General features: G+C 54.4%; 14 protein-coding genes. 4 read left to right on the top strand and 10 right to left on the bottom strand.

The window, feature by feature from the left end:
- Window positions 1–180 precede the first annotated feature (180 nt).
- Window positions 181–1,308 carry a zinc-binding dehydrogenase gene (locus DFK18_RS02510; protein WP_114416643.1) on the bottom strand — a complete coding sequence of 376 codons (1,128 nt, stop codon included), beginning with the start codon at window positions 1,306–1,308 and terminating at the stop codon, window positions 181–183.
- Window positions 1,309–1,433: 125 nt separating this feature from the next.
- On the bottom strand, window positions 1,434–1,817 hold the full coding sequence (locus DFK18_RS02505; RefSeq protein WP_114416609.1) for a hypothetical protein: 384 nt from the start codon (window positions 1,815–1,817) through the stop codon (window positions 1,434–1,436).
- Here DFK18_RS02505 and DFK18_RS02500 point away from each other — a divergent pair.
- The 4 genes from DFK18_RS02500 to DFK18_RS02485 all read left to right on the top strand — a co-directional run bounded on the left by DFK18_RS02500 (window position 1,816) and on the right by DFK18_RS02485 (window position 9,928).
- A complete protein-coding gene (locus DFK18_RS02500; protein ID WP_162299661.1) occupies window positions 1,816–2,421 on the top strand; it encodes a hypothetical protein in 606 nt (201 codons plus the stop codon). The two genes, DFK18_RS02505 and DFK18_RS02500, sit on opposite strands and share 2 nt — an antisense overlap.
- A gap of 96 nt (window positions 2,422–2,517) precedes the next feature.
- Window positions 2,518–6,138, top strand: coding sequence for a hypothetical protein (locus DFK18_RS02495; RefSeq protein ID WP_114416607.1), 3,621 nt, complete (start codon window positions 2,518–2,520; stop codon window positions 6,136–6,138).
- Window positions 6,135–6,407 carry a hypothetical protein gene (locus DFK18_RS02490; RefSeq protein ID WP_114416606.1) on the top strand — a complete coding sequence of 91 codons (273 nt, stop codon included), beginning with the start codon at window positions 6,135–6,137 and terminating at the stop codon, window positions 6,405–6,407. Before DFK18_RS02495 ends, DFK18_RS02490 begins: the two co-directional genes overlap by 4 nt.
- A 14-nt stretch (window positions 6,408–6,421) precedes the next feature.
- Window positions 6,422–9,928: a PD40 domain-containing protein gene (locus DFK18_RS02485; RefSeq protein ID WP_114416605.1), complete on the top strand. Its 3,507-nt coding sequence runs from the start codon at window positions 6,422–6,424 to the stop codon at window positions 9,926–9,928.
- Here the strand turns inward: DFK18_RS02485 and DFK18_RS02480 are convergent.
- From DFK18_RS02480 to DFK18_RS02445, 8 genes are read right to left on the bottom strand one after another with little or no spacing between them, the layout of a single operon-like run.
- On the bottom strand, window positions 9,911–10,321 hold the full coding sequence (locus tag DFK18_RS02480; protein ID WP_162299660.1) for a hypothetical protein: 411 nt from the start codon (window positions 10,319–10,321) through the stop codon (window positions 9,911–9,913). The genes DFK18_RS02485 and DFK18_RS02480 overlap by 18 nt on opposite strands.
- A 2-nt stretch (window positions 10,322–10,323) precedes the next feature.
- Entirely contained in the window at window positions 10,324–10,839 is a 516-nt protein-coding gene (locus tag DFK18_RS02475; protein ID WP_162299659.1) for a chemotaxis protein CheW, read from the bottom strand.
- On the bottom strand, window positions 10,832–12,529 hold the full coding sequence (locus tag DFK18_RS02470) for a GGDEF domain-containing response regulator (RefSeq protein ID WP_114416602.1): 1,698 nt from the start codon (window positions 12,527–12,529) through the stop codon (window positions 10,832–10,834). Before DFK18_RS02470 ends, DFK18_RS02475 begins: the two co-directional genes overlap by 8 nt.
- Before the next feature lie 12 nt (window positions 12,530–12,541).
- Window positions 12,542–12,913: a response regulator gene (locus DFK18_RS02465; RefSeq protein ID WP_114416601.1), complete on the bottom strand. Its 372-nt coding sequence runs from the start codon at window positions 12,911–12,913 to the stop codon at window positions 12,542–12,544.
- A gap of 24 nt (window positions 12,914–12,937) precedes the next feature.
- Window positions 12,938–15,073, bottom strand: coding sequence for a hybrid sensor histidine kinase/response regulator (locus DFK18_RS02460; protein ID WP_114416600.1), 2,136 nt, complete (start codon window positions 15,071–15,073; stop codon window positions 12,938–12,940).
- A 3-nt stretch (window positions 15,074–15,076) separates the two neighbouring features.
- Entirely contained in the window at window positions 15,077–16,579 is a 1,503-nt protein-coding gene (locus DFK18_RS02455) for a CheR family methyltransferase (protein WP_114416599.1), read from the bottom strand.
- Window positions 16,576–17,664: a chemotaxis-specific protein-glutamate methyltransferase CheB gene (cheB, locus tag DFK18_RS02450; RefSeq protein WP_114416598.1), complete on the bottom strand. Its 1,089-nt coding sequence runs from the start codon at window positions 17,662–17,664 to the stop codon at window positions 16,576–16,578. Before cheB ends, DFK18_RS02455 begins: the two co-directional genes overlap by 4 nt.
- On the bottom strand, window positions 17,657–19,657 hold the full coding sequence (locus DFK18_RS02445; protein ID WP_114416597.1) for a methyl-accepting chemotaxis protein: 2,001 nt from the start codon (window positions 19,655–19,657) through the stop codon (window positions 17,657–17,659). Before DFK18_RS02445 ends, cheB begins: the two co-directional genes overlap by 8 nt.
- Between the last annotated feature and the right edge of the window lie 61 nt (window positions 19,658–19,718).

Raw genomic sequence — 19,718 nt, 5'->3', positions numbered from 1 at the left:
CACCAGGCTGGCTGCTTCCTGCTTGAACTCAGGAGTAAAGGAACGTCGTTTTCTGGTCATCAGACACCTCGTTTATGGTGGTGATCTTACCACCTACGCTGGTGTCCAGAATCATTGAACCACTACAGCAGGCTGGCTCGAACCCGCTTTCTTGCCAGCCTGCAACGATGCATCTTGGACTCAACTGAGCGCAAAGGGCGCACCCTGATCTTCCCATTGGCTGTCGGGAACGATCACAATCTTGCCCAGATAGTTGCTGTTGCGATTGACGAAATATTCCTCGGCTTCACGCAACCGGGAAAGCGGGAAGGCCGCATGCAGAACCGGCTTCAACTGACCACTGCGAATCCAGTTAATCAACTGCTCGGCTTCCTCGCGCGTGCCGTGGGAAACCCCGAAAATCTGTACCTGATAGAGGTAGATGCGGGTCCACATGATTTCAGAAAGGTTGCCGCCACTGGCCCCGGCTATACTCAGGCGCGGGTAGGTCGAGCGCTGATTCATATCGAAGATCATGGTGTCGATAAACTGGCTAGTCATTTCACCACCAACCAGATCCATCACCGCATCAATGGGTTTACCGCCGGTCACTTCCTTGACTCGATCGATAAAGGCATCCATTTCCGAGCGATCGAGAACCGCCTCAGCACCCAGTTCCAGCAAGGCAGGTGCCTTGTCTTTTTGACTCAAGGCGATGGGAATGGCTCCGACTATCCGGCATAGCTGAATCAGGGCGGTGCCCACCCCGCCACTGGCACCGGTGACCAGAATTCTTTCACCAGCTTTCACACCTGCAGCAGTCATCATGTGATAAGCCGTCTGATAAGAACACATGCCCATGGCTGCCAGCTCGGCATCGGTGAGCTCCGGGTTCTTGACTTCATGAAACTGGTCGGAAGGCAGGACCACATACTCGGCGAAACCGCCATCAGCCCCGTGTCCAAAGTAATCGGGGGTCAAATTGATATCCCGGCGCTGGTCAGCATAGATATTAAAATCCAGCAAACCCCGCTGGCCGATTCGCTCCTCCTTGACTTCATCGCCAACGGCAACGATGCGACCAGCAATATCCGCCCCCTGAATACGCGGAAACGTCAGGGTCGGCGAACCGCCCATCTGAAAAGAGGTGACTTCGGTTTTGTCCTTGGTCGGATACAAACCCTCGCGGGCCTTGCGGTCGGTATTATTCTTGGCTGTTGCCGTTACCTGCACCAGAACTTCACCCTTACCGGGTCGAGGCAGGGGCAGGTCAGTCTTGTAAACCAACTGATCGACACCACCATGACCAACCAGTTGCATGGCAGCCATCTTATCGGGTAGCTGAGCACTTGTTGTAGACAAGCTTGAACCTCCTTCAATCTGGAAATAAAAACACTCGGCCTCTACACTTTAGCCTTGTGATAGGGTCTTTATTTTTCAAGGGGTTATAAAAATCAAAGCTCCTTTTTTACTTGCGGCTGGCGTTTATCCAGCAGCTGAGACAAACGAAACTCGATACGCTGCAACTCTTTGAGGCCTTCTGCATCAAATAAAAAATCCTGCTGATGATGATGCAGACTGGTTTTACCTGCCCAGTGATGCTTTTCCACCTCTAAAAGCTGATGACGAATTTCATCCACTTCAGGATCATGCAAATACGGCTGGGCCAGGGCATAAATCCAGGCATTTTCCTGCAACTGCCCACTGCGGGCCTGCTGAATCAACGCCAGTAGCTTCTCAGGCCGTTGACGCAGACGGTTGCGCCCCAAGTGTAAAAGCCCCAGGGAAATTGCCACCACGAGAACAAATGCCAGAATTAGCGTCAAAATAACCTGCATGACATCTCCTATCGGAAAGGTTATTTCCAGTTTAGCAACCCCAAGCAAAAAACTACCAACCTGCAGACAAGCTGATATACTTTTACCACTGGTCTACCCAAACGGATTGATAAGGATGCCTTGCATGCAAAAATTACAGCCTTTTTCCCTGCGCCCCTGGCTGGTTTTACTCGCCCTGGTTGTATTACTGGCAGGCTGCCTTGATGAGGATTCCGAAGAATCCGGTTCAACTTCAGCAACAGAAGCAGGCACCCTGGAACGACTCTTTACTTATTCAGCAATCAAAGGCTGTAGCAGTTGTCACGCACCAGGAGCCAACGAAGCAAATGGTCCAGATCTGTCTTCACAGAGCAGCTTTAAAGCGGCTTTAGTCAGTAAAAATAAGGATAGCTACAGCAGCTGGTTTACTACAAATGATTGTGCAACCAGCAGTGACTACTGGGTTGTCCCCAACTCCCCCAACTTGTCCTATCTGATGGATGCTCTAATCACCACCGATTCACGCTGCTCAGGAACCTCTAGCTACCATGACACCCAGAACGTCAGTATCTCAGCTGAATTGAAAGAAGACTTGCGTCTTTGGATTGAAAACGGTGCCAATTAATTTCTCCGATATCAGCTTCCTCTGTTACGGGCAGCAGGAAGCTGAAAAGGCTTTTGCCACTCAACTCAATTGACCATCTCGTTTTAAGGACCAGCTATGAGCGAGGGTGCCGACACCAACCCAGCTTCCCCCCAGCCCCAAAAAAGCAGAAAAAAACGCTGGCTGCTCGGCAGTCTGCTGACACTTCTTTTATTGCCCCTCGTCTTGCTAATTGCGGTTTATGCTGTCCTTAATTCTTCACTGCTGACCACCCAAATCTGGCCGCGTATCCAGCCGATTATTACTGAATCCTCTGGCTTTCAGGTGGATCTTGAGCAGTTAAAAGTCGACCTACTAGGTGAGATCAGGCTTCAAGGCGTTGAAATCCATAATCTGCAGCCCCAAGCCGAGCTGTGTGAAGACCTGGAAGTAACCCTGGAAAGCCTGGTCTTTGAGTTCAACCCCTGGGCGCTTCTTTCCTCCGAGTTGCAGATCGATCAACTGACTGTCAATCAACTGGACGCCAAGGGCTGTCTCTTGGTGGCTTCATCGGCTTCTGTCGAGGAACCACCAACGCCCGTAAATACGCTTTCCCCTCAGGAACAGCTGGATGAAGTCCTAAGCCTGCTGGAAAACCCGCCACTGGCCATCCATATTCGCGAAGTAGCCATTAAAGAACTGACCGCCGACCTTCAGGTTCAACTGCCCGAGCAGGCCCTGCAACTGGCCTGGCAAGGGAGTCTGGATCTGTCCACCTCGCTGGATTGGACCAACAATCAGCTCAGTGGCCATTTGCAGACCCAGCTGAGCTCACTCAGCCCCTTGCAGGTGGTGAGCCAGGGCCAGGAGAGCCTTGAACTGAGCCTGCAACCCCAGTTTTCCAGTAATCTCAACTGGGATCTAAGCCGTAATAGTCCCTGGAAGCTGGAAATCTCGCCACTGGCCTTGGATCTGCAACTCAGTGAATTCAACCTGGCCCTTCATTCCCCCGAACGCCAAGTGGCGGCCAGTTGGCCGGAATATCGTCTAACAATTGACGAAGGCAGTTTTTTCAATCTATTGCTGGATGAAAACTGGCCGCTGCAACTGGAACTCCTGGTATCCAGTCAACTGGCTTCAGCCAATTTGGATCTGGAAGAAAATGCCCTGGGCTTTTCCGGTGAGTTTTTTCACGGCCTGAGACTGGAAGCACTGGGACAGATTCATCTGCTCAACCCCGGCCCTGGCGATCTGCAACTGGAAATAGCCAGCCAACAGGGCGGGCAAGACCTGAAACTGCGCCAAAACACCGATGAATTCCTGCTCGATCAAATAACCCTTGCCTTTCAGGCTGGCAGCTACGGCCAGTCCAGCGAGCAAGCCCACCCCCGCAATCACTGGCTGGTGGATAGCGGCATTGAAATCCTGCAACTGCAAGCACCCGGCCTGCCCCAGGCGATTGATCTTCACCCCCAACTGCATCTGCAACTCACCCAGGATTTAAGCCAGGGTGATATCAGCGCCAGCCTGCAAATGGATCAGCATTCCCTGGTCAATTTACAACTGGCCATCGACAACTCAGCTCAGGAACTGCAACTTCAACCCAACCTGAACGTCTATCTGCCCGGTCCCCTGACCCGCTATTTGCCTGAACTAACTGCTCTGGTCGAAGTGGGCGAACTACATCTGAACCTGGAAGGCAGCAGCCGCTGGCAACACCAGCAGGAAAACCTGTTACAGGCTGATTTCAGCCAACTGCCCTGGGGGCAGGCCACCACAGACCTGGCATTGACTCTAGAACAAAGCACCAACGGAGCTGCCCCCGAATTTTACCTGGCCGGCCCCTTGACGACCCAAATCCATCATCGGGGTAATCTGGATACTCGCTACCACCAATTGAATCTTGGGGTGCAAACACCAGGGATTGCCTACCCACCCTTGCAAAAACCCCTGCCCCTGGATTTAAGCCTGGATCTGGCCGCAGATGAAGCTCTGACGGCGGTTACGAGCCAGGGTCGCCTCCTGGCTGCAAACCTGCCGCTGGCCAGCTGGCAGGTGGATCTACACAATCCCCCGAACACCGCCCAGGTGAATTCCCAAATTCAGCTGGATGCCGAGCCAGAACTGGCCGAATACTTAAATGAACTGGCTCCTCTTCAGGAGTTCGGCGGCTGGCGACTGGAGCAGGATCTAGAGGTGTCGTTAAAGCACCCGCAGCCCAGTTTGTTGGAAATCACCCAGGCGCATCTGGAAAGCCTGGAGGCTCAAACCCAGCTGACCACCCGCATCACCCAAACCTCACCCGCAGCTGCGGACCAGCCCCAGATCAGCCAACCGCTGACCCTGGAACAAAAGCTAGGCTGGTCCAGGGCAGCAGCCCAGCTAGAGGCTTGGTTACAGCTGCCTTCGCTGATCTTGCCCGGCATCCAGTTGCAAGGCACCCAGCTGCAACTGGCTGCCAAAGCGGATTCCGGTCTGGAACCGGCTCAGGTCGAACTGGATCTGCACTGGCTGCAGGAGCTGGTTTATCTGGAACACCAGGCTCGGCTCAGTGACCTGGCGCTGCAACTGGATTCACAGCTGACAATTGACGGACAGCGCTATTTGCCCCACCTGACCCTGAATAGCCAGGCCCAAGGCTTGGAAGTCTGGGCCGCTGCCGACAAGGCACCGCTGCAGCTCTCGGCCATGGTCTTCCCGCAGACGCTGGAAATCGGTGCCGATGTTCAGCTAGGCACAGAGCAACTTTCGGTTGATCCCTTCCTGCTTACCCTGGGTGATCGTTGGCTGGAACAGGAATTCACTGCCAGCGGCACGCTGAATGGCCAGCAGCTACTGGTAGACGGGGAGACTCGTGTACAGCTGCGTGATCAGCTGCTAGGGGGCCTGACAGAGCCCCTTGAAGCCAGCGGCCAGTTCCTGCTGCCCTGGTCGATCAGTCTGGTGGATCAACAGCAGGCTGCCATCAATGCGCGCATGGATTTTCGTGATATTAACCTGCAAATGCCGCCCCTGGCTCTGCGCGGCCTGTCAGGCCAACTGCATTTGCAAGAAGAGCTTCGCATCAGCGATCAGGGCCGCTTGAGTTTCCTCTATCTGCTCGACCCTGATGCCTTTCAGCGGGTGGATTTCAACCGGGTTGAACCCTGGCTGGCTGGCCGCCAGAATTTGCGCCTTCAGGAAGTACAGCTTAATGACCTGACCCTGGGGCCTCTGGAAGCCACCCTACCCATCCAGCAAAACCTGATTCGTCTGCAAGACTTCACCCTGGCTGCTCTGGGTGGTGAAGTGGCTGGCCAGTTTTACCTGGATACACGGCCTGAAGCCTGGCGATTGGGTCTTCTGAGCCGCGTAACCCGCGTGGATCTTCGGCAACTTCTGCCCGAAACCCTGGGTGATAGTGACTATGCCCCGGTTAACGCCCGCACAGCCATCGAATTTGATTTCTCCAGACGCCTGCTGGAAGGTCGCGTGGATCTGACCGATATCAACCGCGCCCAGCTACTGCAGTTACTGGATATCATTGATCCTGACCATCTAGATCCACAATTGGCCACAGCCCGTTCTGCCTTGCGTACCGCCCATCCCGAATGGGTGCGGGTGGAAATGCAACAAGGGCTGATGGACCTCACGCTCAGACTCTCGCTGTTTAATGATCCTATCAGGGTACGTAACCTGCCTTTATCGCCCTTAATCGAACGTTTTGCTGAAGAAGCCTTGCTCCTTCCCGACTTACTGCCTTTGGAGTCCACCCCATGAAGCCAAGCTCAGCCCTCCTACTCATCCTTGCCAGCCTGGGAATGACCGGCTGTGCCAACCTGATTAATTCAGCCGTCCCAGACGTTTATCTGGTGGATCGCCACACAGTCATGGAAGCAGATGCTGCCGGTGACTGGCCAGAACTGGAACAGCGCTTGAGAAGTGACCTCAACCAGGGCCCTCAGCCCCTGACCGGCCTGGATAACCAGTTGCAGGAAGAAGCCGCCTTTCAGGTTCTGAACGACGACACCCAAACCACTGGGCAGTAAGCCGGGAGACCAGCATGCAAAGACGTTTACTGCCTTTAGTGGCCGCCCTGAGTCTGCTTCCCTTCCAGGCCTTGGCGGTTGATTGGCGTGAAAACCAACTGATTCTGCCGGAGAAAGTGACTGTAGGACCGGCAGACAACTATCAGGCCCAGGTTGATAACAGCGAAGAACGCCTGTTTTTTACCCGCCATCGCAATCTGGTTTCCCAGATCGTCCAGCAGAACCTGACCACCGGCAACACCCGACAGCTTCTGCCCCCCGATCACGATGCCAAGGACCCGGCCCTGGCACCGGATGGCCGTTATCTGGCCATGACCAGCTATCGCAACAATGCCCTGGGTTCTGTCTGCCTGCTGCCTTTGCAGCCCACGAACAAGCGCTCGGGAATCAACTGCCTGACGCCTGCCGGACAGAGCGCCTGGTTGCCCTTCTGGGTCGATAACCAGACCCTGGGCTACCTGCGCCGCCCCCTGGGCACCAATACCCGCGAACTGGTCCTGCAAGGCCTGAATGGCTCGGAACGAGTTGTTGCTGAAGGCAGTCTCTCTGCACCCGCTGCCAGTCCGGATGGCCGCTATCTGGTCTACCAGCGCCGTGATCCCGGCCGTGAGGGCCTGCATATTTATGATCTTGAGCAAAACCAAGAAAACGGCCCCTTGCCAATCGATCTACCCGGGATCAGTAGCTATGCCCGCATTCATCCCTCGGATGGCCACCTCTATTTCAGCCATTTTTTGAACGATACCAGTGGCGATCAGCAGATCGATGCCGAGGATCACAGTGTTGTTTTCCGCATCCCCCTGCAGCCCCTGCTGGAAACATCAGCCCCTCTGTTGCCCGAACAACTGACTTCGGTGGCACAAAACTGTAATTTCCCGGCATTGGGCACTGAGCACCTCTATGTCACCTGTGCCTACGAAGGCTCTCTGGATACCTATCGCCTGCCTTTCAGCGGCCAACTACCCACCCACTGGCAAAACGAAGATCTTTGGGAGGCCGAAGCAACCGCGAGCCGCTATGCCGAGCGTTTACTGGTATTAAATAACCTGCGCTACCGGCAACAGCAGACCTCAGTCAGCATGTTAAAGCGCTTGCTGGCCAATCACCTGGAGATGCAGGAACTGACAGCAGCAGGCTACTACACTGCGCAATTGCTGGAGAAAATCCCGCAGAACAGTGAAGAAACTCTGTTTTTCCAACATCTGGAACACTTGCTGCAATTGCAGGCCCTGGCCCGTCTGCAGCCGCCTGGACAGCTGACACCCGCTTTTCGCCAGGAGCTGAATGCCTTTGCTTCCCGCTTGCAGGCCTCCGCGGATGCTGGCTTAAGCCAGTTGTTTCTGGGCTGGACCTACTGGCTCGGTCAGGAAAACACCTCGGCCCGCCAAGCACTGGAACAGGCTTCAACGTCTAACCTGCCCCTGGCAGCCTATTTGCAGTCAGAACTACAACTGAAGCTGGCCAGCAACAGCCAACAACGCCTTAAGGCACTGCTGGCAGCCGCACAAAACCCGGTACTAACCCCGGACGGACGTCTCTACTACGCCTTTAATTACCTGCAGGAACTCACCCGCCAGGGCGAGGGCCAATTGCCTTCTCTGGACCAACTCAGTCGCCTGCAACAGCAGTTACCCGATACTCGCCTGCAGGAACTGGTCGCCAACGAGATAGATCTGGTTCGCCTGACGCTGACCCAGGATAGAGCTGAACAACGCCCTCTCTACCAGGCCATTATCGGACGTCTGAAAGCTTCTAGTGATCAGGCTCTGATGCACCGGGCCAGCCATATTCGAGCCATTCAACTCATGGCCCTGGCCGAGGAATTCAGTTTTATGGAACTGATGTCCCGCCATTGGTTGACCTCTACCCCGATCGAGCAGGTCAGCTTTGCAGCAGCAGCAGAGCAATATGCCTATATCAATCTGGATCGCGCCTATGGTGCCTGGTCTCAGGGTGATGAAAACACCGCCTTGAATACCTTTTACAGTGTTCTACGTCAAACCAGCAATCTGGAAGCCCTTTACAACCTCTTGGTGCTCGGCCTGGACCCTGAGGCTGACCCCGCCTTGAAAGAACGCATGCAAAGGCTTTATGACCAGCTAGAGGCTGAAGAGCTGTTGGGCAATAACAGCCTCTATGCCCAAGCCTTGCGTCCTCTGCTGGAAAATCATCCAGCCAGCCAGGAACAGCTGCAAGCCGCGGCCAATCGCCTGCAACAGCTGGAAATCACCGGTCTGGACAGTGGCGTTCGTGATCTCCTGCTTGGCAGCATCTACCACCGCCAGCTAAAAGCCAGCCAGCAGGGCTACAGCCTGGATTCCGATCTGGCCCAAAAGGCCCACTACCACTATATGCTGGGACTGGATCTGGCTTTTGCCCACCCACGCATTCAGGTTTCCCTCTTGGAAAACCTGGGGCAACTTCATTTTCAGCTGGGTAACCACGGCCTGGCGGCTGATTTCTTTGCCCAACGCCTACAGGGGCCCTGGCTGAATGAAGAGCAAAAACTCTGGACCCACTGGCGACTGGCACGTTCCTACTACTACAGCAACCGCTACCCGGAAGCAGCGGAGCAAGCGCAACTGGCCCTGGAACTGGGACGCGAGTTGGATTCTTCAGACATCACTGCTCTGCATGAGCGGGCAGCTTTCTATGCCCTGCAGGCTCAGGACTTTACCCAGGCCGTAGAGCTTTATGACGAACTCCTCGCCGGGGACACGCTGGACAGCAACAACCAGGCCAAGGCCATCTTTGCCCGCGCCTTTAGCCTCTATCGTCTGGGTGAAAACCAGGCCGCTCAGGCCGGTTTCCAGCACCTTCTCGAGCTGTTGCCCCGAACTGGCCGTATCCCGGCTCATGAAGACCGCTTGGCAAATTTTGAGCCGCGTCGCCTGGAGATGCAGGCCTATGGTTTCCTGGCCCAGCTAACGGATACACCTGAAGAAAAACTCGACTGGCTGAGCCGCCGGATCAACCTACTTGAGCAGATGCAGAGCGAAGATCGTCGCTATTCGCTACAAGAGGCCGATAGAATTGCCCTGATCATGAAAGCCTGGCTGCAAAAAGCAGCACTACAAGAAGCCAGCGGCCAGTTGGATGCACTAGCAGCCAGTGTGCAGGCTGCATTAGCGAGCAGTAAAAAGTATCAGCAGGCAGGCGGTGCTCTTGGGAGCCAGCCCCTCTTGCAGACCCTCTATACCAGCCTGACCCTGGGTGGTGACCACCCTCAACAGCTAGCTTCTTTGAATCAGCAACTGCAACCCCTGTTGCAGGCCACCCTGGATGAACTGGAGGTTGAAGGCTTTATGCCACCGGTCAACCACTATCAGCGACTCAAGCTGCAGCTTCTGAATCTGTTCTTCCAGGCAGGACGTACGGCTATGCCTGGGACTGAAGTGGAAAGTCAGCTGCAGCAGTTGCAAAACAGTCAGGCCTGGCAAGGGTTGCAAGCCACCCGCCCGGATTTGCAACAGGAATTGCAGGAAATTCTGCGTGGAGTGCGTCTAAGATTGCAAGGCTAGCTGGTTTTTCAGGCTACGGCTGTCGACCAACAACAGTATCCGGCCCTGGTACTCTATCAGGGCCTTGATGGCTGGCCAGCAGCGGCGTTTTTGCATTAAGGGTGGCAGAGGATGCAGACAGCTTGCCTTCAGCTCGATAAATTCAACGCCTCCGGGAAACTGCAACTGCCAGACGTCAGACTCACCACGCAGGGTCAGCTTAAGGGAAGGAGTATTTCTTGTCTCGCGGGCAAGGCTGCCAGGAGAAATATCTGAAAACTTGAGCAAGGGCAAGTTACTCATCTCTCGCAGCGGCTGACAAGCGACCACCTGGCTGGCTTCCAGCACCAGGGTTTGCTGCCCTTGATGCAAAAGCACCAGGGAAATATCAAGTTCGTCAACGGGCACAGTCAAGACTAGCCCCATCCCTGCTGATAAGCATCCAAAACCTTCTCCAGATCCAGCAGGGTCACGGCCTTGCCCTGGAATTCAAAGAGGGCGTCAACATAGGGTTGCAAGGCCTCAGGAAGGCTTTCCGGGGTCGCCTGAAGAAGACTCTCTGGCAAGTCGACCACATCCAGCAAACGGTCAACGCGAATCCCCGTGCGTATACCTGCTGCTTCTCCCAGCAAAATGGAACCACCACTGCTTTCAGAACCACCTGTCAGCTGTAATAGCCCTTGCAAGAGAATAACCGACTCGATATCACCACGCAGATTGATCACCCCCTGCAGGGAAGCAGGCATACCGGGGACAAAAAACAGAGGCTCACTGGCAGGAATTACTTCCTTGATAAACTCGCCCTTAAAGGCAAAAAAACGTTCATCCAATGCAAAAATCACCAGCTTGACCAGGGGCTCATCAACATCAACGATTTCATCAACCGCTTCAGCCTTGCGGGCCAGCAATTCATCAACGCTCGTATTACTCATTACCATCATCCAGTTTGACTTGATTACGCCCCTGGCTCTTGGCTTTATAGAGCGCTTGGTCAGCGGCAATACGCAGCTCTTCAGCGCGATTATAAGCAGGGAAGCTGCTGATACCCGCACTGAAAGTACAGTAGAACTCCTTGTCGCCGGAACCAAAACGTATCCGTGAAAAATCCTCGCGTAACTGGTTCACCAGCTCTACAGCTTTTTCGGGCGTGACATCCTTAAGCAAGATGGCAAATTCCTCGCCCCCGTAACGCCCCACGACATCATTACTACGTAGACGATGGCGTAGAATACGGGCCAAAGCCAGCAGAACCTGGTCACCGGAAACATGCCCGTAGGTATCATTGACCTGCTTGAAGTGATCCAAATCCAGCATCACCATGCACAGACTTTCCTGCTGACGCCGGGCCTGGGCCAGGGCACTTTCGATCAATTCGGTGGTGGTAGTATGGTTGTACAAGCCTGTCAGACTATCTCTAACCATCAGAGAACGCAGGGAACGCATCCGCTCAGCACGCAGAGCAACCGCTGCAACCAGCTCTTCAGGAATCACCGGCTTGGTGATAAAGCCTTCCACCCCCACTTGCATGGCCGAAAACTGTTTCTGGCGATCCGTTTCACTGGACAGGTAAACGATGGGCAGGCTCAGGTGCTCGGGCAGCTGTCGAATCACTGCTGCCAGTTCCTGGCCGGTGCAGTCGGGCATATAAACATCCACCAGAACCAGGTCGGGACGAAACTCCTGCAAAGCGGCCAGCACATTACCCGGCTGTGACAGCTGGTAAACCAGCATACCGGCCTCTTCCAGTATCAGCGTATGGTACTGGGCGACCTCCGGTTCGTCGTCCACGATCAATATCCGGTAGGGTTCAAACACCTCTTCTTCCATGACCTCATCCAGAGCCGTTGCCAGCTCCAGAGGTTTGGCCGGTTTGGTAAAGTAGGCATGACAACCGGCACGAACAGCGCTCAAACGCGCTTCAAAATCATCACGGCCAGACAGAACCACGGTCGGAAGTTGCTCACCAATAATCTTTTGCAGACTGGCCAGGGCTTCTGTACCCGCAGTGCCTCCGCTGGGAAAACGGACATCCATGACCACCGCATCCGGCTGGTGTTGACGAACAGCGGCTTCAAAAGCTTGCAGCTGGGTAAAATACTCCACTTGATAGCCAAAGCATCTCAGCTGATAGCTCAAGTGAGTCACCTGGTCTTCCTCGTCATCACAGATATAAATCAGGCGACTGGGTTTTTCCGGCAGACTGGTGTCTTCCTGAGCCGAGCTTTCCATCTCGAAAAAAGGCGTCTGCAGGGGATGATCATGCTGCAGATCGGTATAAATCAGGATCTGAGCCTGGGAAGCCAGTTCCTGCAAAAGGCCAATTATCTTGTCCGGCCAATCCGGTGGCGTTTTATCATCGGGTAAATCCAGCAGCTGCTGGGTGTAGCTTTCAGCTTCCCCGGCAATACCCGCCAGCTCATTGAAGCCAAAGGAATAGCCCGTCCCCTTGAGACTATGAAAGGTACGATGCAATTCCACGGCAGCAACCCGGTTCATGCAGGGATCAGCTTTCAGCAGCTGCAAATGCTGCTGGGCTTCTTCCAGGCGTTTGGGCAACTGAGAAACAAAACTGGCCCTAAGGCGGGCAATTTTTTCCTGAAGCGTGGATTTATTCTGCTTCATTCACGTCTCCGCTCAACTTGATCTGGATGAGTTGCCCAGCACCTGATTAAGCACACCAGGCAGGCTTTCATCCAGGCTGAAATCTTTCATGATACAAGCATCCAATCCCGCTTCCTGCTCGCTGGCTTTTTGCGGGTCATCTCCCGTCAATAAAATGAAAGGCAGTTGATTGCCTTGCTCGCGCAGCTCTCTGAAGAAATCAATGCCGTTCACCAGCGGCATGTTCATATCACTGATTACCAATCCTATGGCTTCCTCTTCATTGAGTTTTTCCATCCCCTCAATTGCACTGGAGGCCAAAACCGGCTGATGTCCTTCTTCTTCCAGAACGGCTGCAATCATTTCACCGGCCAGCGGATCATCATCGACGACTAGAATCTGCATACTTATCTCCAGTTGGTATTTTTCTCAGTCCAGCAAAACCTTGAGGGTTTCTACCAGACTACCTTGATCGAAACTGCCTTTGACGATATAGGCATCTGCCCCGACCTCAATACCCCGACGGCGATCACTTTCCTTTTCACGCGAGGTAATGATAATAATCGGACAGTTTTTGTAAGCTTCTTCTTGGCGAAGACGCGCGGTCAGGGTAAAGCCATCCATGATCGGCATTTCCACATCGGTCAAGACCGCATCAAAATTTTCCTGACGAGCTTTTTCCAAGCCTTCCTGGCCATTTTCAGCCAGGGTTACCCGGTAACCATAGGCCTCCAGAACATCTTTTTCTATTTCTCGGGTATTGAGAGAATCATCCACCACCAGCAAATGCTTGGCAGCCTGCTCTGCATCTGCAAGACGGCTGGTTTCTCGACGACTACGGCGAGATCGCTCCAGTAGCTGGGGCACATGCAACAGACTCACCAGCTCATTGTGGCCCCGGGTCACCATACCGGAAATCAGCGGCTGACGACGTAGATGTTCCGGTAGCTGTTTGATCACCAGATCACGTTCATCCAAAAGTTCATCCACCACCAGGGCCAACTTTTCATTGCGCACCTGGGTGACCAGCAAAAGCAATTGCGAGCTTTGTCGGGATCGGGAGCCAACAGGTAAATCGATCAGATCACTCAGGTAAACCACCGGGACAAATTCATTTCGCAGAATTATCGCCTTGCGATCAGCAACTTCCAGCAGGCGTGAAGCCTCCACCTTGACCAGCTCACTGACATACTGGGCGGTAAAGCCCAGGGGCTGACCGGCCACCTCCACCAGAAGTACCCGCATCAAGGCGAGGGACAAGGGCAATTTAAGCGTAAAACAGCTACCCTCTCCGGGACGGCTACGCACATTAAGCGTACCCTGAAGCTGATCCACCACCGAGCTTTTCACCACATCCATACCCACGCCCCGCCCGGACATTTCGGTAATCATCTGGCTGGTGGAAAAACCCGGCAGGAAAATCAGATCGATAATTTCCTGCTCATTCAGTGCTTCAAGTTGCTCACTGGTCATCAATTCCTTGCGCAAAGCCTTTTCACTAACGGCTTCCAAAGAAATGCCCCGCCCGTCGTCACAGACTTCAATAACGACCCAGCTGCCATCCTGCCAGGCACTCAGGCTGACCTTGCCTTGCGCAGGTTTACCGGCTTTCAGACGTTCTTCAACAGTCTCCAGACCGTGATCCAGGGCATTACGCAGCAGATGGATGACCGGATCGGCCAACTGATCGATCATCTGGCGATCCAGCTCGATTTCAGATCCCAGTACCCGACATTCCACCTCCTTGCCTAGCGAACGCGCCATTTCCCGGACCAGACGACCGGCCGAATCAAAAATGGTCGCCAGGGGCAGCATGCGCAATTGCATCGCCTTATCGTGCAATTCCTGCATCAGGCTTTCCTGCACCTGCACCCCTTCACGCAGGCGGCGATTAAAAAGATCCAGCTGACCGGTAAACGCGGCATCGGCATCACTGGCCTGACGCAACAACTGGCGGGAATCCCCCACCAGTGCCCGCATTTGCGAATGACTGGAAACAACTTCACCCATCAATTTAATCAGCTCATCCAGACTGCTGAGTTTGATACGAACACTTTCTGAAGCCTTCAAGGAGGCATCGGGACTGGAAGTCTGCTGGGGCTGCTCACTGATCTCCGGCAACCGGGATGCAGTTGCCGCTTCCTGAGGTGGCGCTGTTGGCAATTCCTGGCCTTGGGCCGCCAGCGTCAAGGCTTCGCAGAGGTCGGCATCCTTGTCAGGCAGCTGGGCCGGATCTCGGTGTTCAGCCAACTGCTCGACCAGGCTGGTCAGAGTATCCAACCCCTGGTACAAGAGGCTGAAACGGCTAAAACTCTCCAGTGGCAGCTGTCCATCTCTCAGCGCACTGAGCAGGTCTTCCAGCGCGTGGGCCGTTTCCGTGATGGCTGTCAGCTTAAGCATCCGTGATGAGCCCTTGAGGGTATGAGCCGCACGGAAAAGGACATTAATTTGCTCAGCGTCTGCCTGACCATTTTCCAGAATGGCTATGCCTTCCGACAACTGCTGAAGATGCTCTCTAGCTTCATCGACAAAACGCAGGATAAATTTGCTAATATCCAGTGCCATGGTTTATTCCCCTTCCGTTCCACTGGCAGCCAACTGGCGTTCCAAGCGCAGCAACTGATGCTCAATTAAAAACAGAACATCAGCCTGAGATAGATTCAAAGGCACTAGCTTCAATCCGGTCGGCGCCTCGGGCTCATCCTGTATACAACGCCGGGCCTTACGATAAGCTTTAATGGCCTCTTCGATACGCCCTGTTTGGCGATATACCTCGCCCAGATAATAGTGAGCGGGCCAACAATCCGGTTGAATATAAACCGCTTTCTTAAAATCCACTTCCGCTGCGGCAAAATCTTCCTGCCAGCGACTTAGCAGCGCCTGCAGAAAAAGAGCATCCAGCCACCAGGGTGTCTTGTCGAGTAACTCCTGAAGCAGTTGCCGGGCCTGCTGGAAACTCTTGCGATTCCCCAGTATCCAGGCCTTGAAGAGCTTGGCTGCATCCACTTCGCGGGAAGCAGCAAGGAGGCGTTCAACCTGTCCGGCGGCCAGCGTCATTTCCTGATCCAGTAAAAGCTGGAAGATCGTCTGCAAATCCGGCAAATCTGCACTACCCCGATTATCAGCCAGGGGCTGGGGTGATGGTGCAGGCATCGAAGGAACCGGTTTTAATGCTCTGACCGGTTGTACCGGTTTAGGGGCTGAAATTGTTTCATTTTTAGCCGAGAAGGGTGCTACCGGCTTGTTTTGAGGGGGGATTAACCCTTGCCCCCGAACAAAATAGTAGATTCCATCTTCTTCAACCAGATTAAAAACCCCTAGGTTGTTGGCCAGGGTTTCAGAACTACCTACCAGTAGCACAGCATCAGGCCTCATCAGCCGGGCCAGATTATGCTGAATGCGCACCCGGGTTTCGGTATCAAAATAAATGGAGACATTGCGGAAAAAGACAATATCAAACTGCCCCAGGTCTTCTTCTTTTGGGGGCTCCAGAAGATTAAGCTCGTGAAAGCGAACCTGCTGGCGAATAGAATCTTTGATTTGAAAATAGGAGCGCTGGGGAAGAAAGTACTTTTCTTTCAAGTGGTCCGCTACCCCTCGAAACGAAAAGGGCGAATACAGCCCCTGACGGGCTTTTTGCAAAACCTGGCGGTCCAGATCACCAGCATCAATTGAAAAGCTCCCTGAAGCCGCCTCTCCCCAGTGTTCCTGCAAAGTCATGACCAGGCTGTAAGCCTCCTCCCCCGAGGAACAGCCTGCACTTAGAAGTCTAAGCGGCTGGCGTCCACCGGCCAAAGCCTGTATCCGGGGGAGCAGGCGTTTGACCAGGAGTTCAAACTGGCTGTTTTCACGAAAAAAATAGGTTTCATTGACCGTTAACTGGCTGACCAGGTCCTTGACCAATTCAGGGTCCTTCTGCAAACGCGGGAAAAAATCCTGCAAGCGTTTACAGCCAGCCACCCCCGCTGCCGTATGCAGGGCCTTTTCCAGACGTTCCTCGGCGATTCCCTCCAGAAGAAGGCCACAGTGATCACGAATCAGGGTCTTGAATTGCTGCAGATCTTCTTTCATGCGCTACTCCGACCCAGCGCTTGAAGATAGCCTGCCGGAGTCATTTCCAGAATCTTCTGCATCTCCTCACCCAGGGCCGTCACCGGAAACTCCCGGTGAACGCCGCCCAGCTTGACGGCTTCCTGATTCATACCATAGATCAAGGAGGTGGCTTCATCCTGAGCCAAACCGATACCACCGGCATCGCGTATGGCCTGCATACCTACGGCACCATCACGCCCCATACCCGTCAGAATAATCCCTACAGCATCTCGGCCATAAACCTCGGCCAGAGAGCAAAGAAGATGATCGCAACTGGGTCGATAGATTTCACCTTCGACCCTGGGGCGCAAAGCCACCCGATGGTTGGCAGTAACGGTCAAGTGACTTTCCGATGGAGAAACATAAACACAACCCGGCTTTAGCAGCTCTCCATCCTCAGCCACCTTGACCCTTAACTGGCAAAGACTGGAAAGCCATTGAACCATGCCTTCGACAAAACCATCACTCATATGCTGGGCCAGCAGGATCGGGGCTGGAAAGCTCTTGTCCAGTAGCGGCAGGATACGTGTCAGGGCCTGGGGACCACCGGTTGAGGAGGCTATCGCAAAGGCCTGGCGGTAATTACGAGCCAGATACTGGTGCGAAGGCTGCCACTGCCATTCATTATCAGGATTCGGTGACGTTTCAGGCAGACGTCTGCGTATGCGTGTAATCACCGAAACGCCAGCCAGCAGACGCACCTTGCGCACAAATTCCCCGGCCTGTTCCGGCGTATAATCCGGCTTGGCAATGACTTCCAGGGCACCGGCTTCCAGAGCTTCGCAAGCTTTCTCGGCATCAGCCTCGCTGCTCACCACCAGAATAGGGATCGCCTTCTCGTGCATGATTTCGGTAATGGTTTCCATACCCCCCATGACTGGCATTTGCAGATCCAGGGTAATCAAATCAGGGCGCAGCTTGCGGGCCAGTTCAACGGCTTGACGTCCATTGACAGCCTCGCCCACCACTTCTATACCGGCCTCCTCCAGCAGACTGCGCAGCAGGCCTCTAGCAAGAGCACTGTCGTCCACCAGAAGAACCCGGATAGAAGAGCTGCTAAGCATCGTCCTGCCGCTCCTCATGCTTGCTGTTGAGCAGTTCATCCGCCTGCTGGAAAGCCTGGACCAGACCGGTCAACTCCTTGGACATGGACAGCATTTCTTCGCTGATATCGGTGATATGGCGCACCGACTGGGCATTATGGGAACTGGCTGAGGCAATATCCCGCAGAGCCACCACCACTTGATTGCTGGCCGTTTTCTGCTGACTCGTGGACAGGGAGATCTGCTCGGCCGCACTGCTGGTCTGGCTGGCCGCCTGCAAGAGGGCATTCAGATCTTCCGCCGTCTGATAACTGACCTCCATACCCGCCTGGATGGAATTGGAGCCTTTCTCCGAGGTAATCACCAAACGGCTGATGGAATCCTGGATTTCCTGGATGCGCTCTTCGATCTCGCGGGTGGAGTCGGTCACACTGTCGGCCAAGCGGCGGATTTCTCCGGCCACCACTGAAAAACGCTTGCCCGATTCCCCGGCACTGGAGGCTTCCAGGGCAGCGTTAAAGGCAATCAGTTTGGTCTGGTCGGCCAGATCATTGATCAGGTCCATAACCTTGCTGATCTGCTTGGATTTGGTGCCCAGCTCCATGATTTCCGCCAGACTCTTCTGGTTATCGGAATGGATATCCCCCATGCGGCTTTGTAGCTGCTGCATGGCATCCACACCCTTGCGACTGTTATCCAGGGTCAGATTGGCCACTTCCACCACCGATTGGGAATGGTCGGCGATCTGGGTCGAGGAGGTCGAGAGTTCTTCCATGGTCGAGGTGATTTCCGCCACGGATGAAGACATCTCCTCCACCGCTGCGGCCATGGAATGGGTGCTTTCATCCTGACGATCGGAATTACGGCTGACCAGACCGGCCGTGTAAGCCAGGTGTCGGGCCGAGGTATTCAGCTGCGCTGAACTCTGAATGACCTTGTCCACCACCTGGTCAATCCGCTCAAGAAGCTGGTTGGTTTGTCCGGCCAGATGACTCCATTCGGTTTGTTCGGGCACTTCCAGACGACGCGACAAATCCAGCGTCTGGGTAATACCGGCCAGTTGCTCCTGAAAATGATAGAGAGGCTGGATCAGGGTACGGGTTAGCCAGAAAATAATCAGGGCACTGACCAGACCCACCGGCAGGGCAAAGGCTGCCAGGAGTTGCAGCAGTTCGCTGCGTACCGCCTGAACTTCGGCAGCATCCACCAGGAGCACAAACTGCCAGTCGGTATCCGGTACCTGGATACTGGAAGCCAGCCAGGTTGCGCCCTGAAAATCCACCTGCTGGAGAGTGTCCCTGTTCAGCTGAAAATCCGGCAAGAGCTCATCCAGCTCCTGTTGCAGCAGCTCACTGTTCTTGTGGGCCAGAATCTGATGGTTGCCATCCAGCATAAACAGCTGGCTCTTCCAACGCAGGGACTGATCCAGCAGCTCATCCACCAGAGCCGAGATATATAAATCCCCGCCCAGAACATGCTCCGGGTTCTGCTCCAGAGGAATGGCCAGGGTCATATTGAGATCACCGGTCAAAAGATCCACATAAACCGGCGTCAAAATCAATTCCTGTTCGGCCTGAGCCTGAATAAACCAGGGGCGGGTTCGGGGATCGGCTCCGGGAGGCAGTTCGATGGGCGGCTGGGATTGGATGACCTCCCCTTGCGCAGTACCGATATGCACCAGATCAAAACCACCGGCTTCACGCGTCAGGGTCAGATAATTCTGCCAGGTGCTGATTTCCTCCACCTCACCAGGCAGATGCCGGGCCAGGGCCTGCAATTGCTGGCGTTTATTCTGCAGCCATTCACTGCTTCTGAAACGAGCAGTTTCCAGGCTTTTCTGCACTTCACTGGCAACCGCCTGATCCACTTCTTTTTGCAGCAGTTGGCCCGCCAGAGACCCCAGAAGTGTCAAGGACGCCAACATGACCAGGGTCAGGGAAACTACAAATTTTTTCTGCAGGCCCAGCTTGCGCCAGAAGTGGGAAAGGCCTGTAGGTTTGACTGCAAGTGACATTTTTTATCTCTCGTCTTCCATTTGATCGCCGGGCATTCAAGCCCGGACCTCTCCTTGAAAA

Source organism: Marinospirillum perlucidum, from assembly GCF_003336805.1.
Taxonomy (GTDB): Bacteria; Pseudomonadota; Gammaproteobacteria; order Pseudomonadales; family Halomonadaceae; genus Marinospirillum; species Marinospirillum perlucidum.
Note: the sequence above shows the minus strand (reverse complement) of the source record. Positions and strands in the feature narration are given on the sequence as shown.

Excerpts from the sequence above, each read along its gene's own strand:
- DFK18_RS02485 (WP_114416605.1), top strand. The coding sequence starts at position 6,422 with ATGCAAAGACGTTTACTGCCTTTAGTGGCCGCCCTGAGTCTGCTTCCC.
- DFK18_RS02510 (WP_114416643.1), bottom strand. The coding sequence starts at position 1,308 with ATGGCTGCCATGCAACTGGTTGGTCATGGTGGTGTCGATCAGTTGGTT.
- DFK18_RS02490 (WP_114416606.1), top strand. The coding sequence starts at position 6,135 with ATGAAGCCAAGCTCAGCCCTCCTACTCATCCTTGCCAGCCTGGGAATG.
- DFK18_RS02505 (WP_114416609.1), bottom strand. The coding sequence starts at position 1,817 with ATGCAGGTTATTTTGACGCTAATTCTGGCATTTGTTCTCGTGGTGGCA.
- DFK18_RS02445 (WP_114416597.1), bottom strand. The coding sequence starts at position 19,657 with ATGTCACTTGCAGTCAAACCTACAGGCCTTTCCCACTTCTGGCGCAAG.
- DFK18_RS02495 (WP_114416607.1), top strand. The coding sequence starts at position 2,518 with ATGAGCGAGGGTGCCGACACCAACCCAGCTTCCCCCCAGCCCCAAAAA.
- DFK18_RS02470 (WP_114416602.1), bottom strand. The coding sequence starts at position 12,529 with ATGAAGCAGAATAAATCCACGCTTCAGGAAAAAATTGCCCGCCTTAGG.
- DFK18_RS02465 (WP_114416601.1), bottom strand. The coding sequence starts at position 12,913 with ATGCAGATTCTAGTCGTCGATGATGATCCGCTGGCCGGTGAAATGATT.
- DFK18_RS02475 (WP_162299659.1), bottom strand. The coding sequence starts at position 10,839 with ATGAGTAATACGAGCGTTGATGAATTGCTGGCCCGCAAGGCTGAAGCG.
- cheB (WP_114416598.1), bottom strand. The coding sequence starts at position 17,664 with ATGCTTAGCAGCTCTTCTATCCGGGTTCTTCTGGTGGACGACAGTGCT.
- DFK18_RS02460 (WP_114416600.1), bottom strand. The coding sequence starts at position 15,073 with ATGGCACTGGATATTAGCAAATTTATCCTGCGTTTTGTCGATGAAGCT.
- DFK18_RS02500 (WP_162299661.1), top strand. The coding sequence starts at position 1,816 with ATGACATCTCCTATCGGAAAGGTTATTTCCAGTTTAGCAACCCCAAGC.
- DFK18_RS02455 (WP_114416599.1), bottom strand. The coding sequence starts at position 16,579 with ATGAAAGAAGATCTGCAGCAATTCAAGACCCTGATTCGTGATCACTGT.